Raw genomic sequence first — 16,887 nt, 5'->3', positions numbered from 1 at the left:
AAGGTTGGGGTTATTCAAGGATCCAGGCATTTGGCAAATTCAAGCTTGGCACATAAAAATAACGCCATATTATCGAATAGTGGTGTTGAAAGGAGCGCTTAATTGCTATATGAGGCAATTGCAATGTGAGCACGCAATGTCTATTTTTCTCATTTTTTGGGATAAAGGAGATTTTTCAACTGATGCTAATAAAATCAATGGATTAGCATCTATTTTTGGCAAAAGATTGATTTTCGAGGGGGCGTTTGATGGCACGAAAAAAGGCGTGCAATGCACGCCTTGGATTGGGGTTATTGTGCGGTCGGTGCCGGTAGGGCGCCGGAATTCCAATTTTGCGCCTCGTTTGGACGACGCACCTGTAATAGGAAACGTTGGCCGGCGGTGGCTTGTGGTTGCACAACGGTGGAGGATGGCGTGGAGAAGGAAATGCCGCCTTTGAGCAATTGTTGCACGCTGCCGGTATTTAACTGCATCCCTTGCCAACCGAGACTAACATCATAGCCGGAAGCCACCCAGAATTCGGAATTTTTACGTACCAAATGCTGATATTGCGGAATGATCACAATATTCACCAACACGCGATCACCGAGGCTATTGAGATCTAAACGGCCAACCGAACCTACTTGTACGCCGCGATATAGAATTGGTGAGCCTTCGGTAATATTCATGGCATCCTTGGTTTCTAAGACGAAAGCTGTGCCATGGCTATATTTATTACGTGCTTGGGCGGTTTGTTGCAGATTAAATTGGGTTTTTGTCGCACCTTGTCCGATTTCGATATCGATATAGGGTTGTAACAGGCTGTCGAGGTTTTCGATGCCGCCGGCGGAAATTTGCGGTGAAATTACCTTGAATTGAGAGCCGGCTTTGGCAATTTTCGCCATGTAGTTTGGATTGATCATGGCTTTGGCCACAATACGGTTGGTTTTATTATCCAAACTGATGGAATCTATTTCGCCTACGGTTAACCCGAGATAGCGCAAGCTCATGCCTTTGCTTAGGGCGGTTGCATCATCGCTAAATAGTGTGATGATCTGGCCGGCGGATTTCGCGCGCAATTCATTGGCATAGAGGTTTTTGTTTGCTCCGGAGCCGCTATTATCAAAGGAGATAGCGCCTTTTAAGGAACGCATAATCGGTGTCGCCTGAATGCTGATGCCCTTCGGCGTGATATCAATTTGTGCCGCACTTTCTACCCAGAATAGGCTTTTATCCGTGAGCAAATGACGTTGTTTCGGATAAATATACAGATCCACTTCAAACTCGTTGAGTTTTGGCCGAACCGCTAATACTTTTCCTACTTCATATTGACGATATAGCACTAAAGAGCCCTTATCGATGCTTGGTAGGTTGTGGGTGTGTAGGGTGATGGTCGGTTGCGGATTGATTTCGGTAATACCAGCCGCTGCACTGTCGAGATCGCGATATAGCGGATAGTTTTCTTGAGCTTGGCCTTTTGGCTGTTCGCTATTTAGCAGGCGTACTCCGCCGGCTAGCCATTTGTCCGGTGTGGCTGAGGTAAATTTTAAGCCATCAAGACCGATGCTGAGATCCAGATTGTTGGCCGCAACGAATTGTGAATCTTGATGAATCAAGTTGCGATAGGTACCGGAAATCGCCACTTTAAATACCACACCATTGACGCCGATGGTTTGTTCGACCACTTCACCAATAGGGAAATTGTTGTAATAAATACTTTGCCCTTCAGCGACTCCGTAGGTTTCCGACGCGCGCAGATTAAACACGAGGGTATTTGGCTCTTTCAGCAATAATTCATTTTCTTTGATCACATCAAATTGAGTTTGGGCCTCGCCATTACCCGGAAGTACTTCAAAATATTCTCCGCGTAATAAATTTTTCGGATCCGTGAGAGTTGCCAGATTTAATTTGCCGTGGCGTAATACGATGCGAGTATTGTTTTTGAATAGAACGGTTTGGTTCGGATCAATTAACAATGTACCGGCAAGAATTTGTTCGTTGTCTTTGACGGTTTCCAGCGCTGAAAGGGTACCGATTTGTTCGTTGTTATAGAACACGCCGGTTTGACCGGCTTCTAGACCCACGCTGGTGGGAATATTGACGGCAATTTCAAAACCTCGTTTGGCTGCCTGTAAATTGGCATATAACGGATAGACCGTATCTGCGCCGGCTATTGGACTGTCTTCCGGTGAATCAAAGGCTACGGCGCCTTGGATGACCGAGTTGAGGCTATCCATGGCGACATTTAAGCCATTGGCACCAATATTGGCGTTAATACCGCTAATATTCCAGAAATGGGAATCTTTTTTCACGAATTGGGCATATTTTTTGTCGATGACCACATCAATATCGACTTTGTTCTCTTTATTGATGCGATAGTCGTAGATCGTTCCCACCGGCATTTTTTTGAAATAAACCGAAGCCCCTGCGGAAATAGAGCCTAAGTCATCGGCGACCAGGTGAATTAAGAGGTCACCGGGACGTACTTGGGCGATAGGGCCTTGATCTTCGGCAATAAATTGATTTTCTCTGTCACCATCACCTGGCTGTAGAGTGATGTAGTTACCGGATACCAAGGAGTCTAAACCGGAAATACCGGCTAAGGATACGTTAGGTTGTACTAGCCAGAATTTGGTGTTTTTACGTAATACATTTGCCGCTTCCGGGAAAATATTGGCGGTAACTTCGACTTTTTGCAGATTGTCGGTAAAGTTTACTTTTTTTACCAAGCCGATTTGCAAACCTTGGTAACGGACTTCGGTTTTATCGGCAACTAATCCCGCACCATCATTGAAGGTGATAGTGATGGTTTCTCCCCGTTCTTGAACAATTTGGAAAAAGAGTAAGGCTCCGATACATAATGCTATGAACGGTAACAGCCAGAAAGGTGAAATCCGACGGTTTTTGCGCAGTTCGGATTTCAGTGTTTCGTAATGTTGTTCAATGGGACTATTTTTCTTTTCTGTCATAAATTTTCCAAAGTAAACGACTATCGAATTGTTCGGTAGCAAACATGGTGGAGAAAACCGCTGCGCCAAAATAAAACGCCGCAGATCCCACCGTAAATTCAATGATTTGGCCTCGATTGACCAATGACATCATTAGGGCAATAACGAATAAATCAAGCATTGACCAGCGGCCAATAAAATGCACAAAGTGGTAAAGACGCATATGCCATTTGATGGAATGGGCCCACTGGAAGTGTACGCTCAATAGTAGATAGAGCATGATAATCACTTTTGTGATCGGCACAAAAATACTGGCAAAGAATACCACGAAGGCGACAAAATAACTGCCCATTTGTACGAAAGAGATCACACCTCCCATCAACGTACTTTCTGAGAGAGCGCCGGTTAGTACCACACCGGAAATCGGTAAAAGGTTGGCCGGTAATAGCATGATGATACCGGTAATTAACAGCGCCCAGGTATTTTGTAATTTGATTTTATCTGAAATATCTAAACGGCTTTGACAACGTGGGCAAAGTGGGTGATGGGCCATGTCATATATTTCTTGGCCATCGACAAAGGTGTAATGGCAGGCATGGCAGAGTTTAAGCGATTGGTTTGCCTGGGTTATCGGTTGCCGCTCCGGATAAAAATCGTTCCAGAGTTCATCCAGATTAATTTTGGTAAATAATAAGGTGGTGAGAATCGCTACGAATACAAAGGCTATTAAATAAATATCCACTTCCAATGCGGCGTATTCACGAACTTTGAACATGGCTACGCCAAGCGCGACCAAATAGACATCAAACATCACCCAAGGTTGGATATAGCCGACGAACAGTAAGACATTACGGGGTTTGATATGCATAATTTGCGCAAGGCGCAATAGGATGATCAAAATAGCAAAGGAGATCGGCATTAGTACGGCGCAAATAAATACCATAAATCCGGTATAAGGATAGCCGGCAACGGACATTTTCCAGATTCCCTGCCAAACCGAAGCATCCACGTTCATACCTAATAAATGGATACTCAGTAAGGGATAGGTTAGTGCGAAGGGCATCAGGATTAAAATAGATAGCGCGATCAAGGAACAGCGTTTTAGTGACCAACGACCGCCTCGGCTTAATGTATGCCGGCAACGCGGGCATTGAGCCTGTTCATCAGCGGTCGGTTGATAAAGCTTGACCGCAGCATCACAATCAATGCAGCGAACATAGCGAAAAACCGCTTGAGATAAATCGGGAGTGCGTGACATAGCTATCCAGAGAACCAAAAATTGCGGTATTTTGCCTGATTTATTCTGCCTTGTGAAGTTTTCGCAAAAATACCAAGGGACTGAATTTGCCAAGATCGTTCCCGTGATAGGGGGCATCTATTGTCAACAGTGCTGAAAGTAAGATAGAATGCGCGGGTTTTTTATCTTTAATCTTTAGGACAATAAAATGACAGAATCTCAACTTGATGTGCAAACTGATGCGGAAGTGCAAACGCCGGTAGCCGATCAAAACGAAACCGTAGCGCAAACCGACGCTGTTGCCGTCAATGAACAAGACGGTCAAAAGCTAACCAATAATAAAGATATTTTGAATTATTTGGCTGAGAAATTCCCACTTTGCTTCATTTTGGAAGGGGAAGCCAAACCGCTAAAAATTGGTTTATTCCAAGATTTAGCCGATGCATTGGCCGATGACCCACGGGTGAGTAAAACTCAGTTACGTCATGTATTGCGTCAATATACGTCTAATTGGCGTTATTTATATGGTTGTCGTGAAGGTGCAGAACGTGTTGATTTATACGGTAATCCTGCCGGTGTATTGGATGCGGAACAAGCAGCCTTTGCCGCAACTCAATTAGCTGAAGCAAAAGCTAAAGTTGCTGAAAAAAGAAAAGCTGAAGCAGCTGAGAAACGAGCACAACAACGTCGTCAGCGTAAACCACAACCGACCAATAAACCACGTCGTCCACAAGCGAAATTTAATGCAGTAGATTTAACTAAGTTGGCTATTGGTGCACAGGTTAAAGTTAAAGCCGGTGGTCAAGCAAAAGCGGCCACGGTACTTGAAATTCAAAAAGATGCCGCACGGGTTGAATTAGCCAACGGTGTGGTGATGACAGTTACTGCCGATCGCTTATTTGCTTAATTTAAGTAATTTATCGGAAAAGAGAAGATTCAATGAAATTAACGACCACTAAAACGCTTATTGCCTCAGCTATTTTAGGGGCTTTTTGCTTATATCAAGGTACAGCTTTGGCTGTCTCGCCGCAGATTAAATCCAGTGAGATTGTTACGCCAAGTGCGACTGAAGCGCAGCAGCTTGCGACTAAACGGGCCACTACCCGTTTAACTCAATCCCATTATCGTAAATTTCAGTTGGATGATGCATTTTCCGAGAAAATTTTTGATCGCTATCTCAAAGGGCTTGACTATAGTCGTAATACCTTTTTGCAATCAGATGTCGATGAATTACGTGCTAAATACGGTACGAAATTAGATGATCAGCTTAATGAAGGAGATCTTTCAGCGGCATTTGCTATGTACGACTTAATGATGAAACGTCGTTATGAGCGTTATGCTTATGCGTTATCCTTGTTGGATAAAGAACCTAATTTAAGTGGTAACGATCAAGTTGAAATTGATCGTGAAAAGGCTGCTTTCCCTAAAACTACTGCAGATGCGGATAGACTGTGGGAAGAGCGGGTAAAAAACGATGTCATTGCGCTTAAGTTAAAAGACAAAAAATGGCCTGAGATTAAAGATAAATTAACCAAACGTTATAATTTGGCCATCCGTCGTCTTACTCAAACCAAAGCTGATGATATTGTGCAAGTTTACCTTAATGCGTTTGCGCGTGAAATTGATCCTCATACCAGTTATTTGGCACCACGTACCGCAAAAAGCTTTAGTGAAAGCATGAATCTTTCTCTTGAAGGGATTGGTGCAACCCTGCAGTCCGAAGATGATGAAACTACGATTAAATCCTTAGTTCCAGGTGCTCCGGCTGAACGCAGTAAAAAACTACACGCCGGTGATAAGATTATTGGTGTAGGGCAGGCTAAAGGTGAGATTGAAGATGTTATCGGTTGGCGCCTAGAAGATATCGTTGACAAAATCAAGGGTAAAAAAGGGACTAAAGTCCGTTTGGAAATCGAACCGGCTAAGGGTGGTAAAAGCTCTATTGTTACGATTGTCCGAGATAAGGTTCGCATTGAAGATCAAGCGGCTAAATTAACCGTGAGCAAGGTTGATGGAGAAACTATTGGCGTGATCAAGGTGCCAAGTTTCTACATTGGTTTAACCGAAGATGTGAAAAAATTGCTAAGTGATGCCGAAAAGAAAAATATCGGTGCGCTTATTATTGATTTACGTGAAGATGGTGGTGGTGCGCTAACCGAAGCCGTTGCCTTGAGTGGATTATTTATTACCGATGGGCCGGTAGTTCAGGTACGTGATGCTTATCAGCGCATTCGTGTACATGAAGATGATGATAATACCCAACAATATAAAGGGCCATTATTAGTGATGGTGGATCGTTTTAGTGCTTCCGCTTCAGAAATTTTTGCCGCAGCGATGCAGGATTACGGCCGGGCGATTATTATCGGCCAAAATACTTTCGGTAAAGGCACTGTGCAACAAAGTCGTTCGTTAAATTTTGTGTACGATTTGGACCAAACTCCATTAGGCGTATTGCAATATACCATCCAGAAATTCTATCGAATTAATGGTGGATCAACCCAATTAAAAGGCGTTTCGGCAGATATTAACTTCCCGGAAATTATTGATGCCAAAGAAAACGGTGAAGAAAAAGAAGATAACGCTCTTCCTTGGGATAAAATTCCGGCAGCGACTTATGTTCAAGCCGGTGATGCCCGTAAAGATGTGACAGTTCTTACCGATAAACATTTGGCTCGTATCGCTAAGGATCCTGAATTTGTTGCGTTGGCAGAAGATTTAAAAGTGCGTGATGAACGTCGCGATCGTAAATTCCTGTCGCTAAATTATCAGGAACGTAAAGCTGAAAATGATAAGGATGATGCTCGTCATTTAAAAGAAATCAATGAACGCTTTAAACGGGAAGGTAAGAAACCGCTTAAGGATATCGATGATTTACCGAAGGATTATGAAGCTCCGGATTTCTTCTTAAAAGAAGCGGAAAAAATTGCTGCGGATTTAGTTAAGCTATCTGCAGAGCAACAAAAAATAGATAATCAATTACGCCAAGAGGCCGATAAAGCCCAAGCGGATAAATAATAACTTTTAACCGCACTTCGGTGCGGTTTATTTATGAATAAAAAGGTATAAGCAATGTTAAAAGGGACAGCAAAACTCAGCCTATTGGCCGTGACTTTATCGGTGTTGAGTAGTGGTTGTGCATTGGCCGATTGGGCTAAAAATCAACAATCTCAACCTGTAGCCCAACAGATAGATTTAAGTAAGCTAAGTCCGGAAGAACGGGCGAAAGTAGAAGCGGAAATCGCCGAAGATCAAAAACGTTTAGCAGCAGAAAAACAGGCAATGTTGGAAATGTCATTGATTCATGAAATCGGTGAACAGCAATTGCAGTTTAAACCTTTACTCGCCAAGCTTTATGCGGACAATAAATATCAATTGCTTTGGCAGGATAAAGCTGCTGAACGTCAATTTTTGCGTGATTACGCAGCCTTTGTTGCCTCTGGTATTTCCAAACGTTCCGGTCAATCATTGGAAGCGATTCAGCAATCTGAGCAGCTTGGTGGCTTAACTTACGATGTCTTGTTAACTGACGCCTTTTTAGATTATCTGTACTACGCTAAAAATGTTTCACAACAGGCACAACGTTGGTTATATGGTAGCAATGGTTATAAAGCCCAACAACCGACAGCAGAACAGCTCAATGAATGGCAGACGGCAACTCAAAATAAACAATTGCTTGAGTTTGTTAATAGCTTGTCTGGAACCAATCGCCTATACCATCAAACTTTAGCTGCTTTACCTAGTATGATTTCAGCTTCTGGGCTTTCTGCCAACGGTAAGAAACTCGCGCTTAATGCGCAACGTTTACGGGTAATTCCTGATTTTCAAGACGGTATTTTTGTGAATATTCCAAGTTACCAGTTGAAATATTATCGAGATGGTAAAGTGTTGTTGGATTCCCGCGTGATTGTCGGTAAAAATGCACGTCGTACACCGGTAATGTATAGCCGTTTAAGTAATGTGGTGGTGAATCCGCCTTGGAATGCACCAACCCGCTTAATTAATGAAGATATTTTGCCAAAATTGAAACAGGATCCGGGATATGCATTAGCGCATAACTATTCTATTTTGGATAGTCGTGGCAATGTAATTGATCCTTATTCGATCGATTGGAGCTCCATTGGCAACAAATTCCCGTATCGCATTCGTCAAGCAGCGGGGGATAGTGCATTAGGCAGCTATAAATTCAATATGCCAAGCAGTGATGCCATTTATTTACACGATACTCCGAATCATGCCTTGTTCGACAAAAAAGACCGTGCGTTGAGTTCCGGTTGTGTGCGGGTGGATAAATCATCACAATTAGCGGATATTTTATTGCAGGAAGCCGGCTGGTCTAAGGATAAAATCAATAGTGTTTTAGCCAGCAAAAAAACAACGTCTGCGTCAATTCGCACTAATGATCCGGTATTTTTATATTATGTGACGGCATGGATTGATAATGGCCGTTTGCAGTCATTACCGGATATTTATAACTACGATAGCCAGGCCAATTTCAATGGCATTAACTGGAGTGTGGTCAGCAAATATTTATAATTTTTTAACTGAACTATCGGCCGTCTAAAGAGTCTAGCCATCTAGTCAGTTAGTTGAGGGTAGAAAAAATGGAACAAATCGATCGGCATCGTCGTAAATGGCTTTCGCTCGGTGGCATTGTGTTGGGCGCGTGTGCCTTACCAAATGCGGCGATGGCCATGGTTTCGACGCCGAAGCCGCGCTTGTTAAGTTTTTATAATGTTAATACCGGTGAGCGATTGGTTGGTGAATATGCTGCTAATGGCGGGTTTAATCGTACGCTACTTGGCAAGATGGATTATTTTATGCGGGATCGTCGTACCGATCAGGTTCGCCGTATGGATCCGAATTTATTTCTAAAATTTTATCGTATTCAAAGCGCACTAAACTTACGTAATGCGGAAATTCAAGTAATTTGTGGTTATCGCAGCGCTGCGACTAACGCTATGCGTCATCGTCAAAGTCGCGGTGTAGCGAGCAACAGCTATCATATAAAAGGCCAAGCGATTGATTTTAGAATCAATACAGTCCCTTTGGCTCGTTTACGGCAGGCCGCAGAAAATCTGCAAAGTGGTGGCGTGGGATATTATCCGCACAGTAATTTTGTTCATGTGGACACCGGCCCGAACCGAACCTGGCGCGGTGTTTGATGTAAAACTGGATTTTAAAATAAACTCTAATAAAATCAATGAGTTAGGTGTTGTTTTTGAGAAAACTCTAAAAAACGATAGGGCGTTTAAATATCTGTAAAGCATATTCTTAAAACGCAGTTCTGAAGAACATAAAAGATGGGCCGCATTGCTATGCGGCCTTTTGTTATAACGCATAAGGTAGCAATTATGAATATTGAAATTATTCCAGTCACCTCTTTCCAACAAAATTGCTCTCTGATTTGGGATGATGAAAAAAATGCAGCAATTATCGATCCTGGTGGTGAAGCCCCACGTTTGATAGCGCGTATTGAAGAATTAGGGCTGCATCTACGCACAATTTTGCTTACCCATGGCCATCTCGATCATGTCGGTGCCGCAGAAGCCTTGAAAGCGCATTTTGATGCGCAGATTTTAGGGCCAGCATCTGACGATCGATTTTTATTTGAAACGCTCCCACAGCAGGCGCAAATGTTTGGTTTACCTTATATTGCACCTTTTGAGCCGGATCGTTTTTTAGATCAAGAGGGTGAAGTGCTGAATGTTGCAGGTGCCAATTTTGAAATTCTACATTTGCCAGGGCATACCCCGGGGCATATCGGATTTATTGAGCATGAGAAAAAGATTGCGTTTACCGGTGATGTGTTATTTCAAAATAGCATTGGGCGTACTGACTTTCCTCGAGGCGATTTGTCGACTTTATTAGCCTCCATTCGCCAGAAATTGTTTACTCTGCCTGGGGAAATGATTGTGGTAGCTGGACATGGCCCATATACAACGATCGAACGTGAAAAAGCACAAAATCCATTTGTGAAATAATGAAAGGTTGAACTAATCCGTTGGTAATGAGTCCTAGCACCGGTTTTGATAGCAACATAGGAGCTTTTATGAAATCATTAAAATCATTATTAACGTTATCTGCTTTGGCTCTTGCTGTTTCCGGTAGTGCTTTAGCAACAAATAACCCATTAACGGTAGTCAAAGATAATGCAATGAGCGAGGCAAAAACTACGCTTCAAAGCAATGTTGATTCGACGAAAGATAGCGTGGCAGCAAAATCTAAAGCATTAAAAGAATCCTCTGTGGCGGATAAAAACGCGCTCACAAAGAAAGTGGATAGCGTTAAGGAAAAAGTACAATCAGTGAAGGAGAATGCAAAGGCGACTGATGGTGCTTCCGTTAAAGAGACGATGCAAAAGAAAGCCGATGATGCAAAGGCTAAAGCAAAAGAGAAAGTAAACGATACGCAAGAGAAGATTAAGAAATCTGCAAAGGTGAATGTAAATAATGCGGATGCGGCGACCTTACAAAAACTTTCTGGCATTGGCGAGAAAAAGGCTCAGGCGATCATCGATTACCGCAATAAAGTGGGCAAAATCAAAAATGTAGCTGAGCTTTCAAAAATTGATGGATTAGGTGAAACTACCATTGAGAAAATTACCCCTTACTTAACTTTCTAAGAGAACTTTTATCAAATAAAAAACCGCATTGTATAGATGCGGTTTTTTTATGTTTTTTTCTTTGAGAAAGATCACAATTTTGTAACAAACTTCACTTTTACGATTATTTCCCATTTTATCCTATGTATAATGGGTCGTTATTCATACCGACCGAGGGGGTAAAAATGCAATATAAAGCCTTTGATGACTGGTTAGCCAGTACAGCATTAGGTGGTGCTAATCAATCTTATATCGAAGAATTGTACGAGAGTTATTTAACCGATCCTGACTCTATTGATGCTGATTGGCGTGCGATTTTTGATGCATTACCAAAGGTATCAACCACAGTTGAACAACCACATTCGCCGGTGCGTGATTATTTCCGCCGTTTGGCTCGCGAGCACTCAAGTGAAACTGTGACGGTAATCGATCCTGAAGCCAGCGCGAAATTGGTAAAAGTTTTACAATTTATTAACGCTTATCGCTTTCGCGGCCACCTCGAGGCCCATTTAGATCCCCTCAATTACTACCGTTGGAAAACCTCCCATGTGCCTGAATTGGATTACCATTATCATGGCCTAACAGAACAAGATCTTGATGAAACTTTTAATATCAACCATTACGTCTATAAACGCGATACGATTAAATTAGGTGAATTGGCCCACATGTTAAAAGAGACCTATTGTGGCTCAATTGGTTTGGAATTTATGCATGTGCAGGATATGGAACAAAAACTTTGGTTACAAGGAAAGTTGGAAAGCCGTTTAGAAAAACCATTATTCAGTAAAGAGGAAAAAATTAATCTCTTAAATGAATTGACGGCAGCGGATGGGCTTGAGCGTTATCTTGGCGCAAAATTCCCGGGAGCAAAACGTTTTTCGCTAGAGGGGAGTGATGCCTTTATTCCATTGGTGAAAGAAATCATTCGTCATTCGGGACAGCAAGGCGTTACCGACGTTGTGTTTGGTATGGCGCACCGTGGACGTTTGAATATGTTGGTGAATGTCTTAGGTAAACGTCCTGAGGATTTATTTGATGAATTTGCCGGTAAACATACGACAGGGGAACGTACAGGGGATGTGAAATATCACCAAGGTTTCTCATCGGATTTCGCTTTGGGCGATGAACGTAAAATGCATTTAACTTTGGCATTTAACCCATCTCACCTAGAAATTGTCAGTCCGGTAGTTGCTGGAGCGGTACGCGCTCGCCAAACTAAACATAATGATGCTGATCGTAATCGTGTTTTAGCAGTTACGGTACATGGTGATTCAGCAGTTGCAGGACAAGGTATCGTGCAGGAAACCCTTAATTTATCCAATACTCGGGGTTATTCCGTCGGTGGTACGATACGTATTGTGATCAATAACCAAATTGGTTTTACCACTTCTAACCCACGTGATACTCGTTCTACGGAATATTGTACGGATATTGCAAAAATGATTCAGGCGCCAATTATCCATGTAAATGGTGATGATCCTGAAGCGGTGGCTTTTGCAGCAAGAATGGCTGTGGAATACCGGACATTATTTAAACGGGATATTTTTATTGATTTAATTTCTTATCGTCGTCATGGACATAATGAGGCGGACGAGCCATTGGCAACTCAACCAATGATGTACGGTATTATCAAAAAACATCCAACGCCACGCAAAGTATATGCAGATCGTTTAATCGCCGAAGGTGTTATCACTGAGTCAGAAGTGACAGAAATGATGAACTTGTATCGCGATGCTTTAGATAACGGTGAGCGTGTGGTTGCCGAATGGCGGGAGATGGATGTGGCTAAAATGGATTGGTTGCAATATCTCGATCATGATTGGACTTCTCCTTATCATGCCGCTTTCCCTAAAGAACGTTTTGTGACTTTGGCAAAACGTGTTGCTGAATATCCAGATGCGTTGCGTGCTCATCCTCGTGTAGAAAAAATCTATGAGGATCGCAAAGCAATGGCTGCCGGAGATAAATTACTGGATTGGGGGATGGCAGAAACAATGGCTTATGCCACTTTACTTGATGAAGGAGCTAACGTACGGTTATCTGGAGAAGATGCGGGACGAGGAACATTCTTCCATCGTCATGCCGTAGTTCATAACCAAAACGATGGTACAGGTTATGTTCCGTTAACACATCTACATGCGAATCAAGGTCATTTTGAAGTATGGGATTCGGTGCTTTCAGAAGAATCCGTATTAGCATTTGAGTATGGTTATGCCACTACCGATCCTAAAACCTTAACGATTTGGGAGGCTCAATTTGGTGATTTTGCCAATGGTGCTCAGATCGTAATTGACCAATTTATCAGTTCCGGTGAACAAAAATGGGGCAGAATGTGCGGTTTGGTTATGTTATTGCCACATGGCTATGAAGGCCAAGGTCCGGAACACTCCTCAGCCCGTTTAGAACGCTATTTGCAACTTTGTGCACAACAAAATATGCAGGTGTGTATTCCATCTACACCAGCGCAGGTTTACCACATGTTACGTCGTCAATTCTTACGTAAGATGCGACGTCCACTAATTGGTATTTCACCAAAATCCTTGTTACGTCATCCGTTAGCTGTTTCCTCAATGGATGAATTAATTAACGGTGAATTCCAGAACGTCATTGGTGAAGTTGACCCGTTGGATCCGAAAAAAGTTAAACGAGTTGTGCTTTGTGCAGGTAAAGTGTATTACGATTTATTGGAGCAACGCCGAGCAAATGCACAACAGGATGTTGCGATTATTCGAATTGAACAGCTATACCCTTATCCTCATGATGATGTAAAAGCGGTGTTAGAGCCTTATTCCCATGTAACTGATTTTGTTTGGTGTCAAGAAGAGCCACTTAACCAAGGGGCTTGGTATTGTAGTAAACATAACTTTGAAAGCTCTTTGCCTGATGGTGTGAAATTGAAATACGCCGGCCGTCCAGCATCAGCCTCTCCAGCCGTAGGCTATGTTTCATTACATACCCAACAACAGAAACAATTAGTCGCAGATGCACTTTCATTCTAAGGCTTCTGTATTGAGAAATTTTATAGTTTAAAAGGAAAGATCTAATGACAATCGATATTTTAGTTCCTGATTTACCGGAATCTGTAGCGGACGCAACAGTCGCAACCTGGCACAAAAAAGTAGGAGAGGCGGTAAAACGTGATGAAGTTCTAGTTGAAATTGAAACCGATAAAGTTGTTCTAGAAGTGCCGGCACTTAGTGATGGCGTATTAGCTGATATTCTCCAGGATGAAGGTGCTACAGTAGTGAGCAAACAGGTGCTTGGCGTTCTTTCGACTCTACAGGCGGGAGATATTAGTTCAATTGGGCCGAAAGATACAAATGAGCCGACACCATCGGATCGTCAACAGGCGGCGATTGAAAATAGCCATAGCCATGCCGACGATCAAGGTCCGGCAATCCGTAGGTTATTAGCGGCAAATAATTTAAATGCTGAGGATATTCGAGGAACTGGCGTAGGTGGTCGTTTAACCCGTGAAGATGTAGAACGGGAAATTACAAGACGTGAGCAAGCTAGCGTTAAACAAAATATTGCAACGGAACACAATACGATCAGTACTGTTGCGTATCAGTCACGTAGTGAAAAACGTGTACCTATGACAAGGTTACGTAAACGTATTGCGGAGCGTTTGTTAGAAGCTAAAAATAGTACGGCGATGTTAACAACCTTCAATGAAGTTGATATGCAGCCTATTATGACATTACGTAAAACCTATGGTGAAAAATTTGAAAAACAACATGGTGTGCGTTTGGGTTTTATGTCTTTTTATATTAAAGCCGTTGTGGAAGCTTTGAAACGTTACCCAGAAGTTAATGCTTCTATTGATGATAATGATGTGGTTTACCATAATTACTTTGATGTTAGTATCGCGGTTTCTACGCCGCGAGGTTTGGTTACTCCGGTATTGCGTGATTGCGATAAGCTAAGCATGGCGGATATTGAGAAAAATATCAAACAGCTTGCTGAAAAAGGACGGGACGGAAAATTAACCGTTGAAGATTTAACCGGAGGTAACTTCACTATCACCAATGGTGGTGTATTTGGTTCTTTAATGTCCACACCTATCATTAATCCACCACAAAGTGCGATTTTAGGTATGCATGCAATAAAAGAACGCCCAATAGCGTTAAATGGAGAAGTAGTGATTCGTCCGATGATGTATTTGGCTTTATCTTATGATCACCGTTTGATTGATGGGCGTGAATCCGTTGGTTTCTTGGTCACAATCAAAGAACTTTTAGAAGATCCAACACGCTTATTATTGGAAATCTAGATATTAAATAATTTGTAATGCGGTCAATTCTTTAGCATTTTTTGGGAAAGATTAAAAAAGCTAAAGAATTGGCCGCATTCTTATTATGTATCTGAGCTTAAAAAACGATGAAAAGTCTACTAAAAAGGAAGAGGGAGCCAGACTATTATTGGTATAGGAAAAAATTCAAATAATTCTAAGACTGCAAAAATTACAGTAAAGGAACAATTCTATGCGGTGTTTTTTTATATTATTTATCATTTTAAATTCCTTAAGCTTAGTGGCTAGTCAAACTTTGCCATCTACTGTAGGTATCAATGAGATTAAGATAGGCCAAATTTTATCTACCACACACTTAGCATCAAAAAAGGTCAAATTCTTTTTAGATGGTGAAAAAGCAAAGTTTGTAAATTTATCTAGGACACAGGTTATGACCCTTGATTTTTGCTGTGGTGTAAATCACGAGATTCAAAGAATAAATGTTAAGTTTTTTGATAGAGAACTTATGAATGAGGATATAAATTTCAGCAAACTAAAAGAATTTACAACAAACTCGGGTATTTCTCTCGGTATGAAGCAAAATATACTTTTAAGTAAGTTAGGCAAGCCAACTAGACTACAACAAGAGAAGAGTGACACTATTGTGATGTATGTAACTGAGCAAAGCGAGAGCAAATTTTTACAAGAATTTGATATGCCACTATACTACGAAAAATTCATCTTTTCTGATGGTTTTTTAAAAGAGTACGAATTTGGATTTGAATATCCATAATTTTTAAATAGATCTAATTTTGTACTGGAGAAAATGATATTAACAAGAAAATCATGTTGAAGTTTTTTACACTTTTGATGTTGATTTTTCTTATGAGCATTTCGAAATTTGTATTGGAGCTAAGATTAATAATTGCTTTATAGAGAGCATTCACACCCTAGGTCTATCGATAGGATCAAGGAATATTACTTGGTTAATGAAAAGAGAGTATAAATGCGACTTTTAAACGGCAAATGGTGGTAATTTCGTTATAATAGCTACCGTTTTATTCTTTAAGGAACAGTTATGAAATTTATTTCTTTTAATATTAATGGGTTACGAGCAAGACCCCACCAATTGGAAGCTATCGTAGAAAAATATCAACCCGATGTCATTGGTCTTCAGGAAATTAAAGTGGCTGATGATATGTTCCCCTATGAATTGGTTGATAATCTTGGGTATCACATTTTTCACCATGGCCAAAAAGGTCATTATGGCGTGGCATTTCTGACTAAGCAGGAGCCAAAAGCTGTTCGGAGGGGATTTCCCGGTGATGGAGAAGATGCACAGAAACGTATTATTATGGTGGATCTTGAAACCGATTTTGGTCTGTTGACCGCGATTAATGGCTATTTTCCACAAGGCGAAAGTCGTCAACATGAAACAAAATTTCCTGCTAAAGAAAAATTCTATGCTGATTTACAGCGTTATATTGAACAAGAACATGATTCAGAAAATCCTATTTTAATAATGGGAGATATGAATATTAGTCCATCCGATCTCGATATTGGTATTGGTGAAGAAAATCGTAAACGTTGGTTACGTACTGGAAAATGTTCTTTTTTACCGGAAGAGCGTCAGTGGTATCAACGTTTATATGACTATGGTTTAGAAGATACTTTTCGTAAATTAAACCCAACAGTTAATGATAAATTCTCTTGGTTTGATTATCGTTCGAAAGGATTTGATGATAATCGAGGATTGCGCATCGATCATATTTTAGTTAATCGTCAACTTGCCGAACGTTGTGTTGATGTTGGTATTGCGTTGGATATTCGGGCAATGGATAAACCATCTGATCATGCTCCGATTTGGGCTGAGTTTAAGTAAGGAGAGCCT

12 protein-coding genes are annotated in these 16,887 nt (G+C 41.5%); 10 read left to right on the top strand and 2 right to left on the bottom strand.

Annotated features, from left to right (window positions below; translation table 11 throughout):
- Positions 1 to 290: 290 nt before the first annotated feature.
- Positions 291 to 2,948 carry a PqiB family protein gene (locus CKV74_RS08715; protein ID WP_095177024.1) on the bottom strand — a complete coding sequence of 886 codons (2,658 nt, stop codon included), beginning with the start codon at positions 2,946 to 2,948 and terminating at the stop codon, positions 291 to 293.
- On the bottom strand, positions 2,929 to 4,185 hold the full coding sequence (locus CKV74_RS08710) for a paraquat-inducible protein A (RefSeq protein WP_007241326.1): 1,257 nt from the start codon (positions 4,183 to 4,185) through the stop codon (positions 2,929 to 2,931). Before CKV74_RS08710 ends, CKV74_RS08715 begins: the two co-directional genes overlap by 20 nt.
- Before the next feature lie 187 nt (positions 4,186 to 4,372).
- Here CKV74_RS08710 and proQ point away from each other — a divergent pair, with 187 nt between their 5' ends.
- The 10 genes from proQ to xthA all read left to right on the top strand — a co-directional run bounded on the left by proQ (position 4,373) and on the right by xthA (position 16,878).
- On the top strand, positions 4,373 to 5,071 hold the full coding sequence (proQ, locus tag CKV74_RS08705; RefSeq protein WP_007241341.1) for an RNA chaperone ProQ: 699 nt from the start codon (positions 4,373 to 4,375) through the stop codon (positions 5,069 to 5,071).
- Between the two features lie 32 nt (positions 5,072 to 5,103).
- On the top strand, positions 5,104 to 7,179 hold the full coding sequence (gene prc / locus CKV74_RS08700) for a carboxy terminal-processing peptidase (RefSeq protein WP_007241345.1): 2,076 nt from the start codon (positions 5,104 to 5,106) through the stop codon (positions 7,177 to 7,179).
- A gap of 54 nt (positions 7,180 to 7,233) precedes the next feature.
- On the top strand, positions 7,234 to 8,697 hold the full coding sequence (locus CKV74_RS08695) for a L,D-transpeptidase family protein (protein ID WP_095177023.1): 1,464 nt from the start codon (positions 7,234 to 7,236) through the stop codon (positions 8,695 to 8,697).
- 68 nt (positions 8,698 to 8,765) lie between these two features.
- Complete coding sequence (locus CKV74_RS08690; protein ID WP_007241370.1) at positions 8,766 to 9,326, top strand: peptidoglycan L,D-endopeptidase MepK; 561 nt, start codon at positions 8,766 to 8,768, stop codon at positions 9,324 to 9,326.
- A gap of 189 nt (positions 9,327 to 9,515) precedes the next feature.
- Positions 9,516 to 10,145: an MBL fold metallo-hydrolase gene (locus CKV74_RS08685; protein ID WP_007241353.1), complete on the top strand. Its 630-nt coding sequence runs from the start codon at positions 9,516 to 9,518 to the stop codon at positions 10,143 to 10,145.
- A gap of 68 nt (positions 10,146 to 10,213) precedes the next feature.
- Positions 10,214 to 10,786: a ComEA family DNA-binding protein gene (locus CKV74_RS08680; RefSeq protein WP_007241358.1), complete on the top strand. Its 573-nt coding sequence runs from the start codon at positions 10,214 to 10,216 to the stop codon at positions 10,784 to 10,786.
- A gap of 164 nt (positions 10,787 to 10,950) precedes the next feature.
- Positions 10,951 to 13,764 carry a 2-oxoglutarate dehydrogenase E1 component gene (gene sucA / locus CKV74_RS08675; RefSeq protein ID WP_095177022.1) on the top strand — a complete coding sequence of 938 codons (2,814 nt, stop codon included), beginning with the start codon at positions 10,951 to 10,953 and terminating at the stop codon, positions 13,762 to 13,764.
- A 44-nt stretch (positions 13,765 to 13,808) separates the two neighbouring features.
- Positions 13,809 to 15,038 (top strand): 2-oxoglutarate dehydrogenase complex dihydrolipoyllysine-residue succinyltransferase, encoded by a 1,230-nt coding sequence (gene odhB, locus CKV74_RS08670; RefSeq protein WP_007241313.1) that lies wholly within the window; start codon positions 13,809 to 13,811, stop codon positions 15,036 to 15,038.
- 211 nt (positions 15,039 to 15,249) lie between these two features.
- Positions 15,250 to 15,789 carry a hypothetical protein gene (locus tag CKV74_RS10515; protein ID WP_167373268.1) on the top strand — a complete coding sequence of 180 codons (540 nt, stop codon included), beginning with the start codon at positions 15,250 to 15,252 and terminating at the stop codon, positions 15,787 to 15,789.
- Between the two features lie 285 nt (positions 15,790 to 16,074).
- Positions 16,075 to 16,878 carry an exodeoxyribonuclease III gene (gene xthA, locus CKV74_RS08660; RefSeq protein ID WP_007241337.1) on the top strand — a complete coding sequence of 268 codons (804 nt, stop codon included), beginning with the start codon at positions 16,075 to 16,077 and terminating at the stop codon, positions 16,876 to 16,878.
- Positions 16,879 to 16,887 lie beyond the last annotated feature (9 nt).

Origin of the sequence: Haemophilus pittmaniae (genome assembly GCF_900186995.1) — a bacterium.
Classification (GTDB): Bacteria; Pseudomonadota; Gammaproteobacteria; order Enterobacterales; family Pasteurellaceae; genus Haemophilus_D; species Haemophilus_D pittmaniae.
This window is presented reverse-complemented; position numbering and strand designations above follow the sequence as displayed.

What these genes read in the sequence shown, in the direction of transcription:
- CKV74_RS08715 (WP_095177024.1), bottom strand. Translation starts at nt 2,948, where the DNA reads ATGACAGAAAAGAAAAATAGTCCCATTGAACAACATTACGAAACACTG.
- CKV74_RS08710 (WP_007241326.1), bottom strand. Translation starts at nt 4,185, where the DNA reads ATGTCACGCACTCCCGATTTATCTCAAGCGGTTTTTCGCTATGTTCGC.
- proQ (WP_007241341.1), top strand. Translation starts at nt 4,373, where the DNA reads ATGACAGAATCTCAACTTGATGTGCAAACTGATGCGGAAGTGCAAACG.
- prc (WP_007241345.1), top strand. Translation starts at nt 5,104, where the DNA reads ATGAAATTAACGACCACTAAAACGCTTATTGCCTCAGCTATTTTAGGG.
- CKV74_RS08695 (WP_095177023.1), top strand. Translation starts at nt 7,234, where the DNA reads ATGTTAAAAGGGACAGCAAAACTCAGCCTATTGGCCGTGACTTTATCG.
- CKV74_RS08690 (WP_007241370.1), top strand. Translation starts at nt 8,766, where the DNA reads ATGGAACAAATCGATCGGCATCGTCGTAAATGGCTTTCGCTCGGTGGC.
- CKV74_RS08685 (WP_007241353.1), top strand. Translation starts at nt 9,516, where the DNA reads ATGAATATTGAAATTATTCCAGTCACCTCTTTCCAACAAAATTGCTCT.
- CKV74_RS08680 (WP_007241358.1), top strand. Translation starts at nt 10,214, where the DNA reads ATGAAATCATTAAAATCATTATTAACGTTATCTGCTTTGGCTCTTGCT.
- sucA (WP_095177022.1), top strand. Translation starts at nt 10,951, where the DNA reads ATGCAATATAAAGCCTTTGATGACTGGTTAGCCAGTACAGCATTAGGT.
- odhB (WP_007241313.1), top strand. Translation starts at nt 13,809, where the DNA reads ATGACAATCGATATTTTAGTTCCTGATTTACCGGAATCTGTAGCGGAC.
- CKV74_RS10515 (WP_167373268.1), top strand. Translation starts at nt 15,250, where the DNA reads ATGCGGTGTTTTTTTATATTATTTATCATTTTAAATTCCTTAAGCTTA.
- xthA (WP_007241337.1), top strand. Translation starts at nt 16,075, where the DNA reads ATGAAATTTATTTCTTTTAATATTAATGGGTTACGAGCAAGACCCCAC.